General features: G+C 72.4%; 16 protein-coding genes and 1 CRISPR repeat array. Of the genes, 10 read left to right on the top strand and 6 right to left on the bottom strand.

Annotation, left to right across the window (positions count from 1 at the left end; genetic code table 11):
* Window positions 1-274: 274 nt before the first annotated feature.
* On the top strand, window positions 275-1,792 hold the full coding sequence (dop, locus tag ACJOT3_RS19460; protein ID WP_406974281.1) for a depupylase/deamidase Dop: 1,518 nt from the start codon (window positions 275-277) through the stop codon (window positions 1,790-1,792).
* Between the two features lie 1,101 nt (window positions 1,793-2,893).
* Here the strand turns inward: dop and ACJOT3_RS19455 are convergent.
* Window positions 2,894-3,733 carry an aminoglycoside phosphotransferase family protein gene (locus ACJOT3_RS19455; RefSeq protein WP_406974280.1) on the bottom strand — a complete coding sequence of 280 codons (840 nt, stop codon included), beginning with the start codon at window positions 3,731-3,733 and terminating at the stop codon, window positions 2,894-2,896.
* Window positions 3,734-3,818: 85 nt separating this feature from the next.
* Window positions 3,819-4,181, bottom strand: coding sequence for a hypothetical protein (locus ACJOT3_RS19450; protein ID WP_406974279.1), 363 nt, complete (start codon window positions 4,179-4,181; stop codon window positions 3,819-3,821).
* A 198-nt stretch (window positions 4,182-4,379) separates the two neighbouring features.
* Between ACJOT3_RS19450 and ACJOT3_RS19445 the strand changes: the two genes are divergently transcribed.
* The 3 genes from ACJOT3_RS19445 (at window position 4,380) to ACJOT3_RS19435 (ending at window position 6,103) form a co-directional block, all read left to right on the top strand.
* On the top strand, window positions 4,380-5,240 hold the full coding sequence (locus tag ACJOT3_RS19445; RefSeq protein ID WP_406974278.1) for a helix-turn-helix domain-containing protein: 861 nt from the start codon (window positions 4,380-4,382) through the stop codon (window positions 5,238-5,240).
* Window positions 5,240-5,497: a DUF397 domain-containing protein gene (locus ACJOT3_RS19440; RefSeq protein WP_406974277.1), complete on the top strand. Its 258-nt coding sequence runs from the start codon at window positions 5,240-5,242 to the stop codon at window positions 5,495-5,497. Before ACJOT3_RS19445 ends, ACJOT3_RS19440 begins: the two co-directional genes overlap by 1 nt.
* Before the next feature lie 129 nt (window positions 5,498-5,626).
* Window positions 5,627-6,103 (top strand): PPOX class F420-dependent oxidoreductase, encoded by a 477-nt coding sequence (locus ACJOT3_RS19435; RefSeq protein WP_406974276.1) that lies wholly within the window; start codon window positions 5,627-5,629, stop codon window positions 6,101-6,103.
* Window positions 6,104-6,188: 85 nt separating this feature from the next.
* Window positions 6,189-6,461: a CRISPR direct-repeat array (repeat unit 29 nt; unit sequence CTGCTCCCCGCGCACGCGGGGATGGTCCC).
* Window positions 6,462-6,528: 67 nt separating this feature from the next.
* Here the strand turns inward: ACJOT3_RS19435 and ACJOT3_RS19430 are convergent.
* Window positions 6,529-7,344 carry an SDR family NAD(P)-dependent oxidoreductase gene (locus tag ACJOT3_RS19430; protein ID WP_406974275.1) on the bottom strand — a complete coding sequence of 272 codons (816 nt, stop codon included), beginning with the start codon at window positions 7,342-7,344 and terminating at the stop codon, window positions 6,529-6,531.
* Window positions 7,345-7,418: 74 nt separating this feature from the next.
* On the opposite strand from ACJOT3_RS19430, the gene ACJOT3_RS19425 reads away from it, so the two are divergent.
* Together ACJOT3_RS19425 and ACJOT3_RS19420 are read left to right on the top strand one after the other, a co-directional pair.
* Entirely contained in the window at window positions 7,419-8,027 is a 609-nt protein-coding gene (locus ACJOT3_RS19425) for a TetR/AcrR family transcriptional regulator (RefSeq protein WP_406974274.1), read from the top strand.
* Between the two features lie 90 nt (window positions 8,028-8,117).
* Entirely contained in the window at window positions 8,118-8,912 is a 795-nt protein-coding gene (locus ACJOT3_RS19420; RefSeq protein ID WP_406974273.1) for an SDR family NAD(P)-dependent oxidoreductase, read from the top strand.
* 123 nt (window positions 8,913-9,035) lie between these two features.
* Here ACJOT3_RS19420 and ACJOT3_RS19415 read toward each other — a convergent pair whose 3' ends face one another.
* Complete coding sequence (locus tag ACJOT3_RS19415; protein WP_406974272.1) at window positions 9,036-10,394, bottom strand: FAD-binding oxidoreductase; 1,359 nt, start codon at window positions 10,392-10,394, stop codon at window positions 9,036-9,038.
* A 114-nt stretch (window positions 10,395-10,508) separates the two neighbouring features.
* Between ACJOT3_RS19415 and ACJOT3_RS19410 the strand changes: the two genes are divergently transcribed.
* Complete coding sequence (locus ACJOT3_RS19410) at window positions 10,509-11,393, top strand: helix-turn-helix transcriptional regulator (RefSeq protein WP_406974271.1); 885 nt, start codon at window positions 10,509-10,511, stop codon at window positions 11,391-11,393.
* Window positions 11,394-11,489: 96 nt separating this feature from the next.
* On the opposite strand, the gene ACJOT3_RS19405 is transcribed toward ACJOT3_RS19410, so the two are convergent.
* Window positions 11,490-12,086, bottom strand: a complete 597-nt coding sequence (locus ACJOT3_RS19405; RefSeq protein ID WP_406974270.1) for a TetR/AcrR family transcriptional regulator — start codon at window positions 12,084-12,086, stop codon at window positions 11,490-11,492.
* Between the two features lie 264 nt (window positions 12,087-12,350).
* Between ACJOT3_RS19405 and ACJOT3_RS19400 the strand changes: the two genes are divergently transcribed.
* Window positions 12,351-12,956 carry an NAD(P)-dependent oxidoreductase gene (locus tag ACJOT3_RS19400; RefSeq protein ID WP_406974269.1) on the top strand — a complete coding sequence of 202 codons (606 nt, stop codon included), beginning with the start codon at window positions 12,351-12,353 and terminating at the stop codon, window positions 12,954-12,956.
* A 336-nt stretch (window positions 12,957-13,292) separates the two neighbouring features.
* Here the strand turns inward: ACJOT3_RS19400 and ACJOT3_RS19395 are convergent, their stop codons facing one another.
* On the bottom strand, window positions 13,293-14,942 hold the full coding sequence (locus ACJOT3_RS19395; protein ID WP_406974268.1) for a PucR family transcriptional regulator: 1,650 nt from the start codon (window positions 14,940-14,942) through the stop codon (window positions 13,293-13,295).
* Between the two features lie 205 nt (window positions 14,943-15,147).
* Here ACJOT3_RS19395 and ACJOT3_RS19390 point away from each other — a divergent pair, with 205 nt between their 5' ends.
* Both ACJOT3_RS19390 and ACJOT3_RS19385 read left to right on the top strand, forming a co-directional pair.
* Window positions 15,148-16,461, top strand: coding sequence for an MFS transporter (locus ACJOT3_RS19390; RefSeq protein WP_406974267.1), 1,314 nt, complete (start codon window positions 15,148-15,150; stop codon window positions 16,459-16,461).
* Window positions 16,462-16,745: 284 nt separating this feature from the next.
* A complete protein-coding gene (locus tag ACJOT3_RS19385; protein WP_406974266.1) occupies window positions 16,746-18,356 on the top strand; it encodes an amidohydrolase in 1,611 nt (536 codons plus the stop codon).
* Window positions 18,357-18,454: the final 98 nt, after the last annotated feature.

Below are 18,454 nucleotides of genomic sequence, written 5' to 3'. Positions count from 1 at the left end.
GTGTCGTCTTCAGGGGTCGTCTTCAGGGTCGTTTTCGGGTGCCGTGCGGGGCGCGGCGCCAATGCCGGGTTCGGCTCCCGGTTCGGTTCCGGGTTCGTCCGGCCGACTTTTCGCAGAAAACGGGTGAAAGGTTTTTCCCGGGCCAGGGGAAGCCGCTCCCACCTGCGAGGACAACGGCGCGCCGGGGGTTCGGGAACTCCCGGGAAGACGGCGCTTGGGCCACAATCGACGCGGAAGCGTTCAAGACCGGTCCCCGGTGGATAATCTCTTCAGCATGAGTGTGCGGCGGATTATGGGTATCGAGACCGAGTACGGGATCTCCGTGCCGGGCAACCCCGGGGCCAACGCGATGGTCACCTCAACCCAGGTGGTCAACGCCTATCTGGCCGCCTCGGCGGCCCGGGCGAGGCGGGCCCGATGGGATTTCGAGGAGGAGAACCCGCTGCGCGACGCGCGCGGCTTCGACCTGGCGCGTGAGGTGGCCGACCCCACGCAGCTCACCGACGAGGATCTGGGGCTGGCCAACGTCATCCTCACCAACGGGGCGCGGCTGTACGTGGACCACGCCCACCCCGAGTACTCGGCCCCCGAGGTCACCAACCCGCTCGACGCGGTGCTGTGGGACAAGGCGGGCGAGAGGGTGATGGCGGACGCGGCCGCCCGGGCGGGGGCCACACCGGGGATCGAACCCATCCAGCTGTACAAGAACAACACGGACAACAAGGGCGCCTCGTACGGCTGCCACGAGAACTACCTGATGCAGCGGTCGACGCCGTTCGGCGACATCGTCCGCCACCTCGTCCCGTTCTTCGTGTCCCGCCAGGTGGTGGTGGGCGCGGGCAAGGTGGGCATCGGCTCCGACGGGCAGGGGGTCGGCTTCCAGCTCTCCCAGCGCGCCGACTTCTTCGAGGTCGAGGTGGGGCTGGAGACCACCCTGAAGCGTCCCATCATCAACACGCGGGACGAACCGCACGCCGACCCGGACAAGTACCGGCGGCTGCACGTGATCATCGGCGACGCCAACATGAGCGAGATCTCCACCTACCTCAAGCTGGGGACGACCTCGCTGGTGCTGTCGATGATCGAGGACGGGTTCATCAGCGTGGACCTGTCGCTGGAGACGCCGGTGGCGGACCTGCGGGCGGTGTCGCACGACCCGACGCTGACGCACCGGGTGAAGCTGCGCGACGGGCGCCGGATGACCGCGCTGGAGCTGCAAGGCGAGTACCTGGACCAGGCGCGCAAGTACGTGGAGGACCGGTTCGGCACGGACGTGGACCCCGACACCGCGGACGTGCTGGACCGGTGGGAGTCGGCGCTGACCCGGCTGGGCAACGACCCGATGGACCTGGCCGACGAGCTGGACTGGGTGGCCAAGCTGAAGGTGCTGGAGGGGTACCGGTCGCGGGACGGGCTGGACTGGTCGCACCCGCGGTTGCAGCTGGTGGACCTGCAGTACTCGGACGTGCGGCCGGACAAGGGGATCTACAACCGGCTGGTGGCGCGCGGGAGGATCAAGCGGCTGCTGGAGGAGCCCCAGGTGCAGCGAGCGGTCACCGAGCCGCCGGAGGACACCCGGGCGTACTTCCGCGGCCGGTGCCTGGCCAAGTACGCGGACTCGGTGGCGGCGGCGTCGTGGGACTCGGTGATCTTCGACCTGCCGGGCTACGACTCGCTCCAGCGGGTGCCGACCCTGGAGCCGCGCCGGGGGACCAAGGAGCACGTGGGGAGGCTGCTGGACGCCTCGCCGACGGCGGCGGACCTGGTGGCGGTGCTGTCGGGCAACCGCTGACAGGGCGCTGTCGGGCAACTGCTGACAGAGGGTGTGCGGCGGGGTGGGGCGGGGCAGGGGCGTGCGGCGGGGTGGGGGCGGTGGGCGCTCCCGCCCCGCGCCCGCGTTCCGCCCCCGTGTTCCGCCCCGGCGTTCCGCTCACGCGGAGATGGTCCGATGGCACACCAGGGCAGGCTGTTGATATTGAAGTGCTCCCCGCGTAAGCGGGGATGGGCCCCTTCGGCTGGGGAGGGCGGGTGGGGTGGGGGTTACTACGTCTGTGGTCGGGCTTTCAAGCGAGGTCTGTGCAACGGTTCGTTTTCAGTCGGAGCGTTCTTTCCGTGGACCTGTGTGGTTGAGCGTGCCGCTGGGCCCCGACCCGTCCCCGGACAAAACCCCCACCGCCCGGGGCGTGCGGGAAACGCGTATGCCTGGTGGTCTGCCGGGGGTTGTACGTGGGGACGGCTCCGCGCCCAGCCCGGGTCTGTACGTTCCCAAGGGGTGACCCGTGGAGACCAACGCGACCGAGAGCGGTCTCCCGCACACCGCCCTCCGCAGATGGCGGGGGTTTTGGAAACCTGCTCTTGCTGTCTCACCCCCAGCACACCGGGCCGAGTCCCGCTCTACCGACACCCCCTGGGGTCAGGGCGGGAAGCCTCCTGCCGCCGTCACCCCCTGCGGCGGGGGTCGCCAGGAAGGTGACCGGGCTGTGGCTGAGGGCCCCGGGTAAGTGGGAAACCCCCTGGGGCAGGAGGCCTCGTGTGGCCGTCACCCCCTGGGGCGGGGGAGGGCGTTCGGCGTCTTTGCCCGCGAGGTGCTGCGGCTCCCGGCCGTGCTGTCCTGGCTCTCGGCGGCGGTGATACCGGTGGTGCCGCACCTGCGGGGACTCGTGCCCGCTCAGGTCGAGGACGCCGCGGTGATCGAGGCTCTGGGGGACCGCCTCGACGCCTATGCGGGGATCGAGACGCCGACCGTGCTGCTGACGGGCGCGCGGGGGCAGGGGACCTCCATGAGCGGCTGGAGGCGCTGGCGGGGGCGATGCCGCATGCCCGGCGGTGGTGGCGCGGGTGATCGAAGGGTTGGCCGACGAGGTGTTCCCGGCCCCGGGGGCCTGACAGGGGGTCAGCGGTAGCCGGTGAGGCCGTCGGCGAGTTCTTCCGCGTCCCCGTCGCGGGCGGCCTGGAGGGCCTGCTGGAGGGCGAAGGTTCCGCTGATCGTGGTGATCCGATCTCGTGTGCCGTCGCGGTTCTCCAAGGTGAGTATCCGGTCGAGCAGGTCCGGGCCGTGACCGGCGCCGATGGCGGCGAGGTCCTCGGCGGGGTCTCCCAGTGAGACGTCGTCCCAGTCGATCACGCCGCTGAGGTGGGGACGGCCGTGGACGTTCTCCCACAGGACGTTCTCGGGGCCGAGGTCACCGTGGACCACGGATTCGGTGAGGTGGGGGAGGGCGTCCAGGGCGGTGAGCTCCCGGTCGGCGCGGCGGCGGCCGGCGGGGGACATCAGGGGGAGGAGTTCGGTGCGCACGTCGGCGGCGAACCGCCGCCACTGGTCGGGTGCCGCGCGGGGCAGTGCCGCGCGGGCGCGCGGGTCGGCTCCGGCCTTGGCGAGTGCGGAGAGCAGGGCGGTGTACTGCTCGGCGACGGACGCGGCGGTTCCGGGATCGGTGAGCTCGGTTAGCGGTTCGCCGGGGATGCGGTCCAGGAGCAGGTACGCGGGGTCGTGGCCTTCGTCCAGTGGCGTCGGTGTGCGGAAGGGGAGGTCGAGTTCGAGGAGGGCGCGCAGGAGGGCGGCGCTCCGGGGCAGCCGTGCGGCGGCGGCCGGGGTGCGGGGGAGGCGGACGACGCGGTCGGCGGCGATCACCACCCGGTGGAACTGGCCCTCGCGGACGGTGAGGGTGGCGGGGTCGGTGTCGGGCAGCAGGCGTTCGAGCAGGGGCTGGTGCGTCTGCCGGACGTCGGTCATGCGAGTTCCTTTCCGGGGGTGCGAGCGGCCTCCCGTCGTGTGCGGCGGGAGGCCGTGGTGGGGTGGGAACGCTTCCGGTCGTGGGTCACTCCCGGTGGAAGTTCCGGGCCCGGTGGAGCAGGGCGATCAGGGCCTCGGTGAGTTCGACGGTGGTCGGCTGGTCGAGGAGGTCGTCCACCAGGACGAGTTCGACGGAGGCCACCCGTTCGGGGTCGAGCTTGATCTCCATGCGGAAGTCGTCGTCGGTGACGACGAGGAAGGAGGCGGGGGAGTTGTCGAAGTCCTCGACGTCCAGGTCGGAGGCGCGCAGGAGGTTGCGCATGGTCGAGCAGTAACGCTCGAACTGCTCGGGGGAGAGGACCTGGGGGTGTTCGTCGTCGATGCTGGTGTCGATTCCGGCCCACGCTTCGGCCACAATGGTGGGCGGCGGGAGCTTGTGAACGTTCATGCGTTCCCTCCGGTCAGAGGCCGCCCGAGGTGGGAGAAGAGGGCCAACTCGTGCACCCACCCCGGGCGGCTGTCCTGTTTATCCAGAAACTTCCGTTTCGGACGGTGAATCTCTCATCACCTAAAGCAAGGAAAGCATGTAGGCTTGCCCTGTGCAAGTGCTGATGCGAATTAGCACAAGCCTTGGGAAGGAGTGCAGATGCCCCCGAAACGCGAACGTCGAGTGACCCTCCGTGCCCAGTGGCTGGGCCGCATGCTCAGGCAGTTGCGTGAACAGAACTCGCTCACGCTCAAGGAGGCCGCCGAGTACCTCCAGAAGGACCTGTCCACGATCAGTCGCTTCGAGTTGGGCACCTTCCCGGTACGGCGGGGCGACCTGCTCGCCCTGATGGACCTGTACGGGGTTGACGACAAGTCGCAGCGCGAGACCCTGCTCAACCTGTGCGGCGAGGTCTGGCAGACCGGTTGGTGGGAGAAGTACTCAGGGGATGATGTCTGGGGTTCCACCATCGACCTGGTGTGGCTGGAAAGCCGTGCTGAGTCGATGCGCATGTTCGCGGCTTTGACTGTGCCGGGTCTACTCCAGACGCCTGAGTACGCGAGGTCGTTGATCAGCACTGTGGACCATGACGCGGGCTCAACCCAGGTCGAGCGATGGGTAGAGTTGCGCATGGATCGGCAGAAGGTTCTCACGGGAGAGGGCCTTGCCCAGTACACGGTGCTGCTGGACGAGTCCGCGCTTCGCCGAAGTGTCGGAGGTCCTGTGGTCATGACCAAGCAACTGGAACGCCTCCTCCAGGCGGCCGAGCTCGAACACGTCACGATCCGTGTGCTGCCGTTCGACATCGGTGCGCACCCTTCGCCGGAAGGCGCCTTCACCCTCCTTGACCTGGGTGACCCTTTCTCTACGGTGGCACACATCGAGAGCCGAGGGGGTGGGATTTACCTGGAACGAGGGGACGTGGACAAGTTGGTCGAGGTATACGATCGGCTGGAACAGATGAGCTTGAGTCCGCAGGACTCGGCCGCGTTCATCGCGGCTTTGGAGAGGACCCAGTGATGGAGCGGGACGCGTCGGCCGTTGTGGGCTGGCGAACCAGCAGCTATAGCGCCAACGGGGGCGGCCAGTGCGTCGAGGTCGGCTGGCACATCAGCAGCTACAGCACGAGTACCGGTGGCAACTGTGTGGAAGCCGGGCCCCACTTCGGGGAACCCCGCCGATTCGCGGTGCGCGACTCTAAGCGGCCGGACCTGGGGTGCCTCTCCTTCTCCTCCTCCGAGTGGAGCGCGCTCCTGCGCAGCAGCGTCACCTCCTGAACCTCCCGTGAACTTCAAGGGGCGGCCGCCGGAAGGCGGCCGCCCCTTTCGTTGTGCGCGTTCTGAATGCTCGAAGCGGCAGGGCTTGCGGGGATAGGCTGAGCGGGTTCCCGCTGAAGAGAGAGGCCGATGAGTCCTTCGATCGCGACCAACACCACCGTTGACCTGGCCGGACTGCTGGAGTTCGTGCGGCCCCGGCACAACGCCCTGCTGATCACCCGCCGCGGTGACGGCGGGCCGCAGGCCTCGCCGGTGACCTGCGGGGTGGACGCACAGGGGCGGATCGTGGTGTCGACCTACCCGGAGCGGGCCAAGGCCCGCAACGCCGCCCGCGACCCGCAGGTGAGCGTGGTGGTGCTGTCCGACGACTTCGGCGGCGCCTGGGTGCAGGTGGACGGCGAGGCCGAGGTCATCGACGGCGAGGAGGCCGTTGAGCCGCTGGTGGAGTACTTCCGGGTGATCGCGGGCGAGCACCCGGACTGGGAGGAGTATCGCGAGGCGATGCGCCGCCAGGGCAAGGCGCTCGTCCGGGTCACCCCCAAGCGCTGGGGCCCCATCGCAACCGGAGGCTTCCCCGCCGACCGCGTTCCTCCGTCCGCAGGCTGATTCCGCCCCTGTGTCAGTTATGTCCGTTTCTCAAGAAGTTTGAAAATCGGCCGGTTTCCCTTGGAATCCGCGCAGGTCATTTACTCTGCTCCCCGCGCACGCGGGGATGGTCCCGGGGCGTCCCTGGAGGACCTGCGCACCCGGTGCTGCTCCCCGCGCACGCGGGGATGGTCCCAGGTCGATGGCGGAGGCGGGGCGGGCGGCCTGCTGCTCCCCGCGCACGCGGGGATGGTCCCCAGGAAGCGTTCGAGCACCTGCGGAACACGATCTGCTCCCCGCGCACGCGGGGATGGTCCCGCCGCGGTCGTTCGTGTGCGACTCGACGTCCACTGCTCCCCGCGCACGCGGGGATGGTCCCTTCTCCGGCAGCATCGCGGCCGAGGCCCACATCTCTGCTCCCCGCATATGCGGGGATGGGTGAGGGCTCAGACCGTCGCGGGGCGGTTCTTGCGCATCAGGGCCGCCGAACCGGCGACGCGGGCGGTGGCGAGGACGGCGGTGCGGCGGCCGAGCAGGCCGGTCAGGGTCGTGGCGACGGCGTTGGCCGCCCGGGACAGGGCGCTCGGGGTCGAGCGGCGCCGGTCCAGGGCGCGCACCAGCGCCGTGGCGACCTCGTCGGGGGTCTGGAAGTTCCCCGCGTAGCCGTCGGTGCCGATCCCGTCGAAGAACTCCGTGCGGGTCAGCCCCGGCGAGAACGCCAGGGTGCGCGGCCCCCGGCCGCGTGTCTCCCACCACAGCGCCTCGGTGAAGCTCAATACGAACGCCTTGCTCGCCGCGTACACCGCCATGCCCGGGATCGGCTGGTAGGCGGCCATGCTCGCGATGTTCACCAGGTAGCCGTCGGCGGAGAGCCGCCCGATGAACGCCCGGGACACGTCCACCAGCGCGGTCACGTTGAGCGCGAGCAGGGCCTCCAGTTCGTCGGGGTCCTGGTCGGCGAACGCGCCGTCCGCGCCGATCCCCGCGTTGTTGACCAGGCTGGTCACGCGGATGCCTCGGCGGTCGATCTCGGCGGCCAGCTCACGGCCCGCCCCGGGGCGGGCCAGGTCGGCGGAGACGGTCTCCACGCGGACGCCGTGGGCCGCGCGCAGTTCGGCGGCCAGCGACTCCAGCCGTTCGGCGCGGCGGGCGACGAGTACGAGGCCGGAACCGCGTGCGGCGAGCCGGCGGGCCAGGGCGGCGCCGATGCCGGAGCTGGCGCCGGTGATGAGTGTGGTCTGGGCGGCATGATCGAGAGTCATGTTGGCACCATACGCCATGGGTGACACTTGGTGTCAAGATCGCCCCTGGGTGACTTCTCTTGTAGGCTGGCGGAGTGACCACTGGAGAACCGACTCCCGGCCTGCGGGAGCGCACGCGCCGTGCGGTCCACCGCGAGATCGCCGAGGCCGGGATGGCCCTCTTCCTGGAGCAGGGCTTCGAAGAGACGACCATCGACCAGATCGCCGCGGCCGCCGGGATCTCCCGCCGCTCCTTCTTCCGCTACTTCGCGACCAAGGAGGACGTGGTCCTGGGCGACATGATCGACCGGGGCCATCGCATCGGTACCGCGCTGGCCGCGCGCCCGCCCGGGGAGGAGCCCTGGGCGGCGGTCCGGGCCGCGCTGCTGGCGCTGCGCGAGGAGGCCTTCCCCGATCCCGGGGAGGAGCTGCGCATCGGGCGGATGCTGCACGGCACCCCGTCGCTGCGCGCCCGCAGCCTGGAGAAGCACCTCGCCTGGCAGGAGGTCCTGGTCCCCGAACTCGCCCGGCGCCTGCGCGAGGCGCACGGCCTCGACGGGGTGCGGGCCGACCACCGCGCCGCCGCGATCATCGCCACCGCGCTCACCTGCCTCGACGTCGCCACGGACACCTGGCTCCGCGTCGACGGCGCCGTCCCCCTCGAAGACCTCTGGGACGAGGCCGTCGCCGCCGTCCGGGCGTGACCGGCGGCGACACGCCGGTTCGGTGCCCTTGCGGTTAGTGCGCGTGTGCAACTAACGTCGGTGCGAGCGGACTCCGACGAAGGGCGCACCATGCAGATCGACCTCTCCGGGAAGACGGCGCTGGTCACCGGATCCACCCAGGGCATCGGCGCGGCCATCGCGACCGGCCTGGTGCGTGCCGGGGCGCGGGTCGCGGTCAACGGGCGCAGCCAGGAGTCCGTGGACCGCGCGCTGGTGCGCATCGCCGCCGACCACCCCCGGGCCGACCTCGTCGCCGCCCCCGGCGACCTGGCCGACGACGGCGGCCTGCGGCGCGTCCTGGACGCCGTCCCCGCGGTGGACGTGCTTGTCAACAACCTGGGCATCTTCGGCGCCCGCCCCGCACTGGAGATCACCGACGAGGAGTGGCGCCGCTACTTCGAGGTCAACGTCCTGACCGCGGTGCGCACCACCCGCGCCTACCTGCCCGGCATGACCGGAAACTCCTGGGGGCGCGTCCTCAACATCGCCAGCGACTCGGCGGTGGTGGTCCCCGCCGAGATGATCCACTACGGCATGACCAAAACAGCCCTGCTCTCGGTCACCCGCGGCTTCGCCAAGGAGGCCGCCGGGACCGGCGTCACCGTCAACTCGGTCATCGCCGGCCCCACGCACACCGGCGGCGTCGAGGACTTCGTGTACGAGCTGGTGGACAAGGACCTGCCCTGGGAGGAGGCCCAGCGCGCGTTCATGCGCGAGCACCGCCCGGCGTCCCTGATCCAGCGGCTCATCGAACCCGAGGAGATCGCGAACATGGTCGTCTACCTGGCCTCGCCGCTGGCCTCGGCCACCACCGGCGGCGCCCTGCGGGTGGACGGCGGCTACGTCGACTCCATCCTGCCCTGACCGCCGGACCCGCACGTCGTGTGCGGGCGGACCCTCCCCGGCTCGGAGGGGAGGGCCCGCCCTTCCTCCGCGGACGCGGCGGCGCCGACCCGCTCAGGCTGCGCCACCGTCCGCGGAAGCCTTTCAGGCCACCAGTGCGCCCCGGACCACGTCCGAACGGAACAGGCCGTCCGGGTCCACCCGCTCGCGCACCACGCGGACGCGTTCGGCGACCGGCGCCTCGAAGGACCGCTGCGGCATGTCGTGGGACTCCACGAACGTCGGCGCCGTGAACCCGGTGTCCCACGCGGCCAGCGCGTCGCGCACCACCGCCAGCCCCTCGTGGACCGTGTCCGGGGTGGCCGGACCGCCGATCATCCCCGCCCCGAAGTAGGCGTACGCCCCGCGCAGCGCGTCCACCGCGCCGCCGCCCGGCCGCGGACGGGCGAACGCCCCGCCCAGCTGGCGCAGCTCCACGATGGTCACCGACGCCTTCCCGGCCGCCTCCAGGAACGCCGAGCGCCCCGCGGAGCCCAGTTCCCCGACCAGCAGGTGGTCGGACAGGGCGGGCACCGGGTCCGGCGGGTCCATGTGGGTGGCCAGCACCTCCTCCGGCCCGCCCAGGTGCCAGGTGTCCAGCAGCGGCTCGGCGACCGCGCGCAGCGGGTCCAGCAGGTCCGCCGCCACACGCGAGGCACCGGTTTTGGCGGTGTCGACCACCGCACCGTCCAGGCACACCACCGGCCCGGCGGTGAGCTGCGGCGGGATGCCCGGCAGCGGGGGCAGGTTCAGCACCCGGAACGAGGTGGAGGCGTTCTCCGGGGCGTCCGCGCACCACTCCTCCCAGCGGGCGAGCAGTTCCCCGGCGGCCGCGAACGGCCAGAACGCGGCGCCGGTCACCACCGACGGCACCCTGACCAGCGACACGGTCGCGGACACGACCACGCCGAGGCCGCCGCCCCCGCCGCGCAGTGCCCAGAACAGCTCCGGGTCGTTGTGCTCGTCCACGGTGACGACGGAGCCGTTGGCGAGCACCGCGGTCAGCGACAGGATCGAGTTCGAGGCCAGGCCGTGCAGCCGCCCGTAGAAGCTCATCCCGCCGCGCAGCAGGTAGCCGATGGCCCCCACGGTCCCGGACGAGCCGTGCAGCGGCGTCAGTCCGTGCGGCGCGGTCACCGCGACGACCTCGCCCCAGGTGGCGCCCGCCGGGATGGTGGCGGTGGCCGCGTCCGGGTCGACGGTGGGCTTTCCGTCCAGCCGGACGCGGAGCAGGATCTCGCCCCTGTAGGGCGCCTGCCCGTGGGCGGCGTGGCCCGTTGTGTGCGCCCGGACGCCCACCTCCCGCGCCCGTGCCACGGCCAGCGCGGCGCGGATCTGCGCGACGCCGGTCACGGTTCCGGCCAGCGCCGGCGTCAGGTCGGCGGCCAGGTTGTAGGCGGCGACGGCCTCCTGGTAGCCGGGTTCTCCGGGCTCGAAAAGGAAGTCGGTCCCCGTGCTGTTCATGTCTCCCCCTTGGTGGCGTTACGCCGTTGCAGGGGACACTCAAGCCGCGCGAACCGGCCCGCGCATCCGTGCGTACACGGATATGTCGAAGACGGGGGAGAGGGAGGCGATGCGATGGGCACCGGAGTACGCGCCGATGCCCGGCCGGGCCGGGGACCGGCCCTGTCGGCGGAGGAACTGTGGGCGGTGGGCAGCGAGCTGATCCACCGCGCCGACGGGGACGGGTTCGCCCGGCTGGTCGCCGGGCAGCGGCGCCGGTCGGGGCGCGAGCCCGAATACCGGGAGTCGGTGGCGCTGGCGCTGCTGGGCCGGTCGGCCTGGGCGCGGGAGCGCTGGTCGGAGGCGATCCGCGTGTTCCGGCAGGCGCTGCCGTCGGTCGACCACCCGGCCGACGAGGCGCCCCCGTCGTGCCTGTGGACGCGGGTCGCCCTGGTGGAGGCCCTGGTGGAGAACGGTGAGCTGGAGGAGGCCGGTCGGCGGCTGGCCCCGGTGGCGGCCTCCCGGCACGGAGAGTCCCCCGAGGTGCTGCGGGTGAGCGCCCTGCTCTCCACGGCACGCGGGGACCTGGACCGGGCCAGGGAGGAGGCCGACCACGCCGTGGTCGCCGCGCGGTCGGCCGGGGGCACCGCGCGGGCGTGGTGTCTGCGCGACCGGGCACGCCTGTTCGTCCGGCTGGGCTACACCGGTCCGGCCCGCGCGGACCTGGAGCGGGCGCGGTCGATGGCGGCCGGGGACGCGCCCCTGCTGTCGCGGGTGGCGCGGGACGCGCGCGCCTGCGCTCCCGGGAAGGCGGCCGAACCGCTCACCTCGGCCGAGACCCGGGTGTTCGAGCGGATGGTGGCCGGGGAGTCCAACATCGAGATCGCGAACGCGCTGTTCGTGAGCGTGCGCACGGTGGAGTCGCACGTCTCGGCGATCATGCGCAAGACCGGCGAGACCAGCAGGCTGCGGCTGGTGGCCCGGTTCGCCCGGGAGGGTGCCCCGTCCGGGGCGAGGTGAACCCGGCGCGCCGTGGAGCGCCGCGGCGGGCCGGGTGTGCGATGGGTGCGGCCCGGGCGCGGGATCGGACGGGAGCGGGTCCGGGCGGGCGCTGGGTCAGGCCGGTGCGGTCCCGTCCAGCGGGGCGGCGCCCCGGCGGCACAGGCCCAGGCAGACGAGTTCGAGGATCCGCTTGGCGCGCGGCTCCCAGTCGCCTTCGGGGTCGAGCTGGTACAGCCCGGCGATGGCCAGCAGCACGTCGTCGGGTTCCAGGTCGGGGCGCAGGGTCCCGGCGGCGCGGTTGGCCTCCAGCAGCCGGCCCAGCGCCGCGGTGAGCGGGCCGCGGGCCTCCTGGGCGAAGCGCCCGTGGCTGGTGGCGCTCTGGAGCGCCCCGATGAGTCCGGCCTTGGTCATGGCGTAGCGGGCGAACCGCTGGAGCCACATCCGGAAGGCGTCCAGCGGCGACTGCTCATCGAGCAGGTCGTCGGCGGCCTGCGCCATCTGCTGGACCTCGGAGCGGTACAGCTCGAAGATCAGGTCCTCGCGGGTGGGGAAGTGCCGGTACAGGGTGCCGATACCGACACCGGCCTTCTTGGCGATGGAGTTCAGGGAGGCGTCACTGCAGGTGGAGAACGCCTCGCGGGCGGTCTCCAGCAGGTGGGCGCGCGTGCGGACGCCTTGGGCGTGCAGCTGCTCGACGCGCTTGGTCGACACGGTCACGGTCCTTTGTTGACGGAGATCTCTCCGCCTAGGTTAGCCGATTTTTCGATTTTGTGTCGTCCCAGTTCAGGTGGGGTTTTTGTGGGGTGCTGCGGGCCGCGTCACAGGATTCGGGGATTGCCTGACGGAGACCTCTCCGGTAAGTTCGGTGTACGTGGCGGAGACCTCTCCGTCACTCTTATCTCTCTGGTGGGGGTCGTCCCTTCCCGGTTCGACGGCCCCGCACCGGATCCCAGCACCTGTCCCTAAGGACCCGCCATGCAAGACCACGCCACTCCCATGCGGATCGGTGTCATCGGCGCGACCACGGGCATCGGCGCGCTCATCGCCGCCGAGGCCCGCCACCGCGGGCACGACGTGTGCGACATCCGCCGCAACCCCCTGGAGCTCGACTACGGCGACCTCGACGGCCTGGATGTCCTCGTCAACGCACACCAGGCCCAGGTGGGCCGCGAACGCGACCACCTTGAGGTCGACCGCCACCTGATCTCACTGCTCACCGGCACCTCCGTGCGGCTCCTCGTCGCCGGCAGCCCCGGCCACCTGTACGCCGACGAGTCCCGGACCGCCACCTACTGGCAGAGCCGGATGGCCCGCGGCCCCCTGCGCGACCTGGCGCGCTCCCTGGAACGCGCCTACTTCCTCTACCAGATCAGCCTCGACCTGCGGTGGACCTACCTGGCCCCGCCGGTCGAACTCGTCAGGGAGGGCGAGCGCACCGGTCGGTACCGGACCGGCGGCGACGTCGTCCTCACCGACGAGCACGGGCGCAGCCGGATCAGCGACGCCGACTACGCCGTCGCGCTCGTGGACGAGATCGAGACCGATGCCCACTCCGGGCGGCTGTACACCGTCGCCGCCTGACCACCGGCGGTCCTCCCCACGTGCGGCGGGGAGGACCGCCGGTGCCCGGTCGGGGTGGCGTGGGCGGCGATAGCGCGGCCCGACCGGATCACCGGGAGGATGACCCGGCCGGGTGCAGCCCGCCGCCGATGGCACCGCCGAGCGCCCGCGGCCGCGTGCCCGCGGGGCCGGGGGTGCTACTGTCCCGGCCGGGGCGCCGCCGAGGGCCCGTGGCCGCGTACGGGCCGCTTCGGGTACCGCTGCCGGAACCCCGGCCCCGGGCACAGGGCGCCGGGCGCCGGGGCGGAGGCGCACCAGGACATCGGGGCACCAGGGCATCGGCCCGGTCGTGCCGGGTCAATCGTGCCAGGTGCCGTCGGTGCAGCGCACCGGGTGCAGGCTCAGCGCCGTCCACAGCTCCAGCCGGGTCCGCGGCTCGGACAAGGATCGGCCCAGCACCCGCTCGGCGGTGCGCAGCCGCGCCCGCAGCGTGTTGCGGTGCACCCCCAGTTCCCGGGCGGTCCCCTCCACGTGCGCCCCGCCGTCCAGATAGTGCCGCAGGGTGTGCGCCAGCTCCGTGCCGTTGCGCGTGTCGTGCTCCAGCAGCGGCCCCAGCACGGCCTCGGTGAACGCCCGCGACCCGCTCTCGGGGACCGCCGAACGCAGCAGCGCCCAGGCGTCCGCCTCGTCCACGTGCCGGTACCCCCGCGGCGGGACCGCGCCGCGGGCCCGGGACACCGCCGAGGCCAGGTCGACCGGACCGCGCGCCCGGCAGGCCCCCGCCGCGACCACCCCCGGCAGCAGCGCGAGCAGCCGCTCCCCGGCGTGCGGCCGCCCCGTCTCGGGCAGCACCGCCACCAGAACTCCGTCCAGCGGGCACAGGCCCGCGCTCTGCGCGGCACCGGTGTCCCCGAGCACGTCCACCAGGGCGTCGGCCGCCGCGTCCAGCGCGTTGGGCGCGTTCGGTGTTCCCGGGGCGGGGTCGGTCGCCGGGGTGAGGGTGGTCGCCGAGGTGGGGGCGGCGGACGTCGGGCCGAGGCGGTAGCAGACCACCTCCCACGGCGGGGGCGGCAGCGTGAGCGGGACGCCCACCGGCCCGCCCAGCGCGGCGGCCCGCAGCAGCGGGGCGCGTTCGCGGAAGATCGCCCGGCGTGCGTCGCGCGAGTGCAGCAGGTCCACCGCCAGCAGGGACGCGGCGTGGTTGGCCAGCACCCGCACGCTCGCGGAGGGGTCGGCGCAGCGCAGCGCCAGCCAGCCCAGCGTTCGGCCGGTGGTGCCCAGCGTCTGGAGCAGGATCACCCCGTCCGCCCGCTTGCCCTTCTCGCCGGTGTCCGCAGTGCCAGCGGTGTTCTCCGTGTCCGCGGTGCTCCGGCCGTCCCCCGCCAGGATCCTCATGCCCGGCGTGCGGTCCGGCCCGGCCACCGCGGCGCGCACCGGCGCGTGCCAGGCCGGCTCGGCGTCCGGGACGGCCCGGCTGGTCATCCCGTTGCGGTCCAGCAGCAGGCACTCCCCGGACGTCGCCGCCGCCAGCTCGTGCATCACCCCCGCCGGGCCCGAACGCAGCGCCGCCCGCGCCATCGCGTCCTGGGCCGCCAGCACCCGGCCCTGCTCCCGGCTCCGTTCGGCGGCGTAGTGGTCGGCCACCGCCTCCACCACGGCGATGAACGACGTCTCGCCCTCCACCCGCAGCACCGGGAAGCCGAGCCGGTCGCCCTCGTCCAGCACCTCCGGCGGGATCGTCCCGCCCAGCCACACGTCGATGGCGAAGGCGAGCCCCGCGCACCCCGCCTCGTGCAGGCGCCGCACGTAGGCGCGCCGCTCCCGCTCGCCCCTGCCCAGCCCCAGTCCCACGGTCAGCACCAGCTCGCCGCCGCGCAGCCAGCGCACCGGGTCGGGCAGCTCGGTGACGTGCGCCCAGCGCACCACCCGGTCCAGGCCCGGGAACCCGGCCGAGGCGTGCACCTCCAGGTGCGGTGCCGCGGTGATGTCGCGGACGGTGATGCTCATGGCTGCTCCCGGGGGCCGAGGGTGCGTTCCGGCGGCGGTGCGCGCCGGCGCGAGGCCCGGGGGCCGCGCGTGACTGTGCGCACCGCACTTTTGTCACGGTACGCCCTGTGCGGATCATCCCGGCGCCGGTGGCGGGCGGGTGTCTACGGTCACAACAACACCTGATCAGCACCCGGCGACCACGCCACGCGCAACCGGAGTTCCCATGTCAGAGCGGACCGCCCCCACGTCCTCGCACCCCGCGCGTGCGGCCGTGGCGGCCTTCGTCGGCACCACCATCGAGTGGTTCGACTTCTACGTTTACGCCACGGCCGCGGCCCTGGTGTTCGCCACCCAGTTCTTCCCGCCCGGGACGGACCCGGTCGTGGGCCTCATGGCCTCCTTCGCGACCTTCTCCGTCGGCTTCTTCGCCCGCCCGCTGGGCGGCTTGATCTTCGGCCACTACGGCGACCGGCTCGGCCGCAAGTCGGCACTGGTCATCACCCTGCTCATGATGGGTGTGGCCACCTTCTGCGTCGGGCTGCTGCCCACCTACGAGCAGATCGGGTTCTTCGCCCCGCTGCTCCTGGTGGTGCTGCGGTTCGTGCAGGGCATCGCCGTGGGCGGCGAGTGGGGCGGCGCCGTCCTCATGGCGGTCGAGCACGCTCCCGAGGACAAGAAGACCTTCTACGGCTCGTTCGCCCAGCTGGGCAACCCCGCCGGCGCGCTGCTGGCCACCGGCTCGTTCAGCCTCATCGCCGCCTGGAACGCCGACGCCCTCCACGACTGGGCCTGGCGCCTGCCGTTCCTGGCGTCGGTGCTGCTGGTCCTGGTCGGCCTGGTCATCCGCCTCAAGGTCGAGGAGTCCCCGGTCTTCGAGGCCGTGCAGGAGGTGCAGGAGAAGCAGGCGTCCACCGAGCTGCCCGTGCGCGAGGCGCTGCGCACCTCATGGCGGCCGCTGCTGCTGGGCATCGGCATCCTGCCGGTCGCGGTCGGCGGCTACTACATCGTCACCACGTTCCTCCAGGGGTACGGGGTCACCGAGGTCGGCATCAGCGAACAGGTCATCCTCAACGGCCTGAGCCTGGCCGCGTTCGTGGAGCTCGTCGCCACCCTGGCCGTGTCCTGGCTGGGCGACCGCTACGGCACCGTCCGGGTGGTCACCATCGGGCTGGTCGGCGTCATCGTCCTGGCGATCCCGCAGTTCCTGGTCCTGGAGACCGGCAGCGTCGGACTGATCTTCCTGGCGCTGTGCGTGATGCGCCTGGCCATGGCCGCGGTCTACGGGCCGATCGCCCGGGTGCTCGCCCAGATGTACCCGCCGCAGGCCCGCTACACCAGCATCTCCATCGCCTACCAGGTCGCCGGTGCGATCTTCGGCGGGCTGTCGCCGCTGGTCAGCACCGCGCTGTACGCGGCGACCGGCAGCATCCTGCCGGTGGCGGGGCTGCTGATGGCGATGGCGGTGGTCAGCATCATCTGCCTGGCCAACGCGCCCCGGCACCGCGACGCCGACCTGCTGGAGTCGGCGGCGACCTGAGCCGGTCGGTGGCGCTCAGGGGTCCTGATACTCAGCACTGCTGACATTCAGTACCACTGATGTTCAGTGCCGCTGATTCTCAGCGCAGCTGATGTTCAGTGCCCCTGGGTCCTGTGCCGCGTGATCCCGAGGTTCAGCGCCACTGATATTCCGCACTGCTGATCGTCAGCACCGCTGAACTTTTGTACCGCCACCGATATCCATCACCCTCGCCTCCCCGGGCGGGCCGGCCGTCCTCCGGCCCGCCCCGGGGCTCCCATCCGTACCCGAACCAGGAGGAAGCCGTGCCCGGCCTGCTCATCCACAACGCCGCCGTCCTGACCATGGACGACTCCCGCCCCCGCGCCCAGGCCCTGGCCGTGCGCGACGGTCGCGTGCTCCTGGCCGGCACGGCCGAGCAGGCCCGCGCCGCCGCCGGGCCCGGCGCCACCGAGATCGACGCGGGCGGGCGCACGGTCCTGCCCGGGTTCATCGACCCGCACAACCACCTGCTGTCCACGGCCGAATCCCTGGCCGCCGTCGACGCCCGCTACCCCAAGGTGGGCAGCGCCGCCGACCTGGTCGCCGCCCTGGCCGCCGAGGCCGCACGCACTCCCGCCGGGCAGTGGATCCGCGCCTTCTCCATGGACGACGCCAAGTACCCCGAAGGGCGCCCCACCCGCCGCGACCTGGACGCCGCCACCACCGAGCACCCCGTCATCGTCTACCACGTGTCCGGGCACCAGGCCGTCGTCAACTCCGCGGCCCTGGCCTGGAGCGGCATCGGCGAGGACGTGCCCGACCCGGCGGGCGGCTCGTTCGTGCGCGACGAGGGCGGCCGCCTCACCGGCATGGTCACCGACGCCGCCATGGAACTGCTGCTGCCGCTGGCCGTCGACATCGGCTGCCACGGGCCCAACTTCCACACCGCCCTGCCCACCGAGCACCTCCTGGGCTGGCTGTCCGACGCCGCCCGCCCCTACCTCTCCGCGGGTGTCACCACCGTGTGCGACCCGCAGGTGTCGGCGCGCGAACTGCGCGTGTACCGGGCCGCCCGGGCCGCCGGAACGCTGCCGCTGCGCACCTTCGGCATGCCGCTGTCCCACCAGCTCGACGCCCTCACCCAGGCCGGGCTGGCCTCGCCGTTCGGCGACGACTGGCTGCGGCTGACCGGCATGAAGTTCTACTCCGACGGCACCCTGCTGGGCGGCACCGCCAAGTTCACCGTTCCCTACGGCGAGCACGGCCAGTTCGCCGGGAGCATGTACCACCACCCCGACCAGCTGGTGGACCTGGTGACCCGGGCCGCCCGCGAGGGCTGGCAGGTGGCGATCCACACCCAGGGCGACGCCGCCATGGAGCACACCCTTGCCGCGATCGCCTCGGCGGCGAAGGTGTCGGGGCCCGACCCGCGCCCGCGCGTGGAGCACTGCGGGTACCCGACGGTGGAGCAGGCCAAGCGGTTCACCGAGTACGGGGTCATCCCGATCAACCAGCCCAACTTCCTCTACGACAGCGGGCGCGACTTCCTGCGCCGCCTGGGGGAGCGGGCCCACCGGTTGCAGCCGATGCGCGAGGAGATCGACCTGGGGCTGCGGCCGGCGCTGTCCAGCGACGCGTTCGTCTCCAGCCTGCGCCCGATGGACACCATCGCGAACGCGGTGGGGCGCACCACCCGCGAGGGCGACGAGATCGGCGCAGACCAGGCCGTCACCCTGCACGAGGCGCTGCGGGCGCACACCCTGGACGCCGCCCACGCGCTGGGGGTGGAGGACCGGCTCGGCGTTCTCAAGCCGGGGTACCTGGCCGACGTGGTGGTCCTGGACCGGGCGGTCGAGGGGCTGGGGCCGGACGAGCTGCGCTCGGTGGACGCCTGGCTGACCGTCCTGGACGGGAAGGTCGTCCACCGGGCCTGAACTGGGGAACGGGAAGGCCGTCGGCCGGGCTCGGGGTGGCAGGGGCGTCGGCCGGGTTCGGAACGGGGGTGACCCCGCACGCGCGGCGGGCGCGGGCG

Origin of the sequence: Nocardiopsis protaetiae, from assembly GCF_045446735.1 — a bacterium.
Lineage (GTDB): Bacteria > Actinomycetota > Actinomycetes > Streptosporangiales > Streptosporangiaceae > Nocardiopsis > Nocardiopsis protaetiae.
The sequence above is the reverse complement of the archived record's forward strand: the minus strand, read 5'-3'. Positions and strand labels throughout refer to the sequence as shown.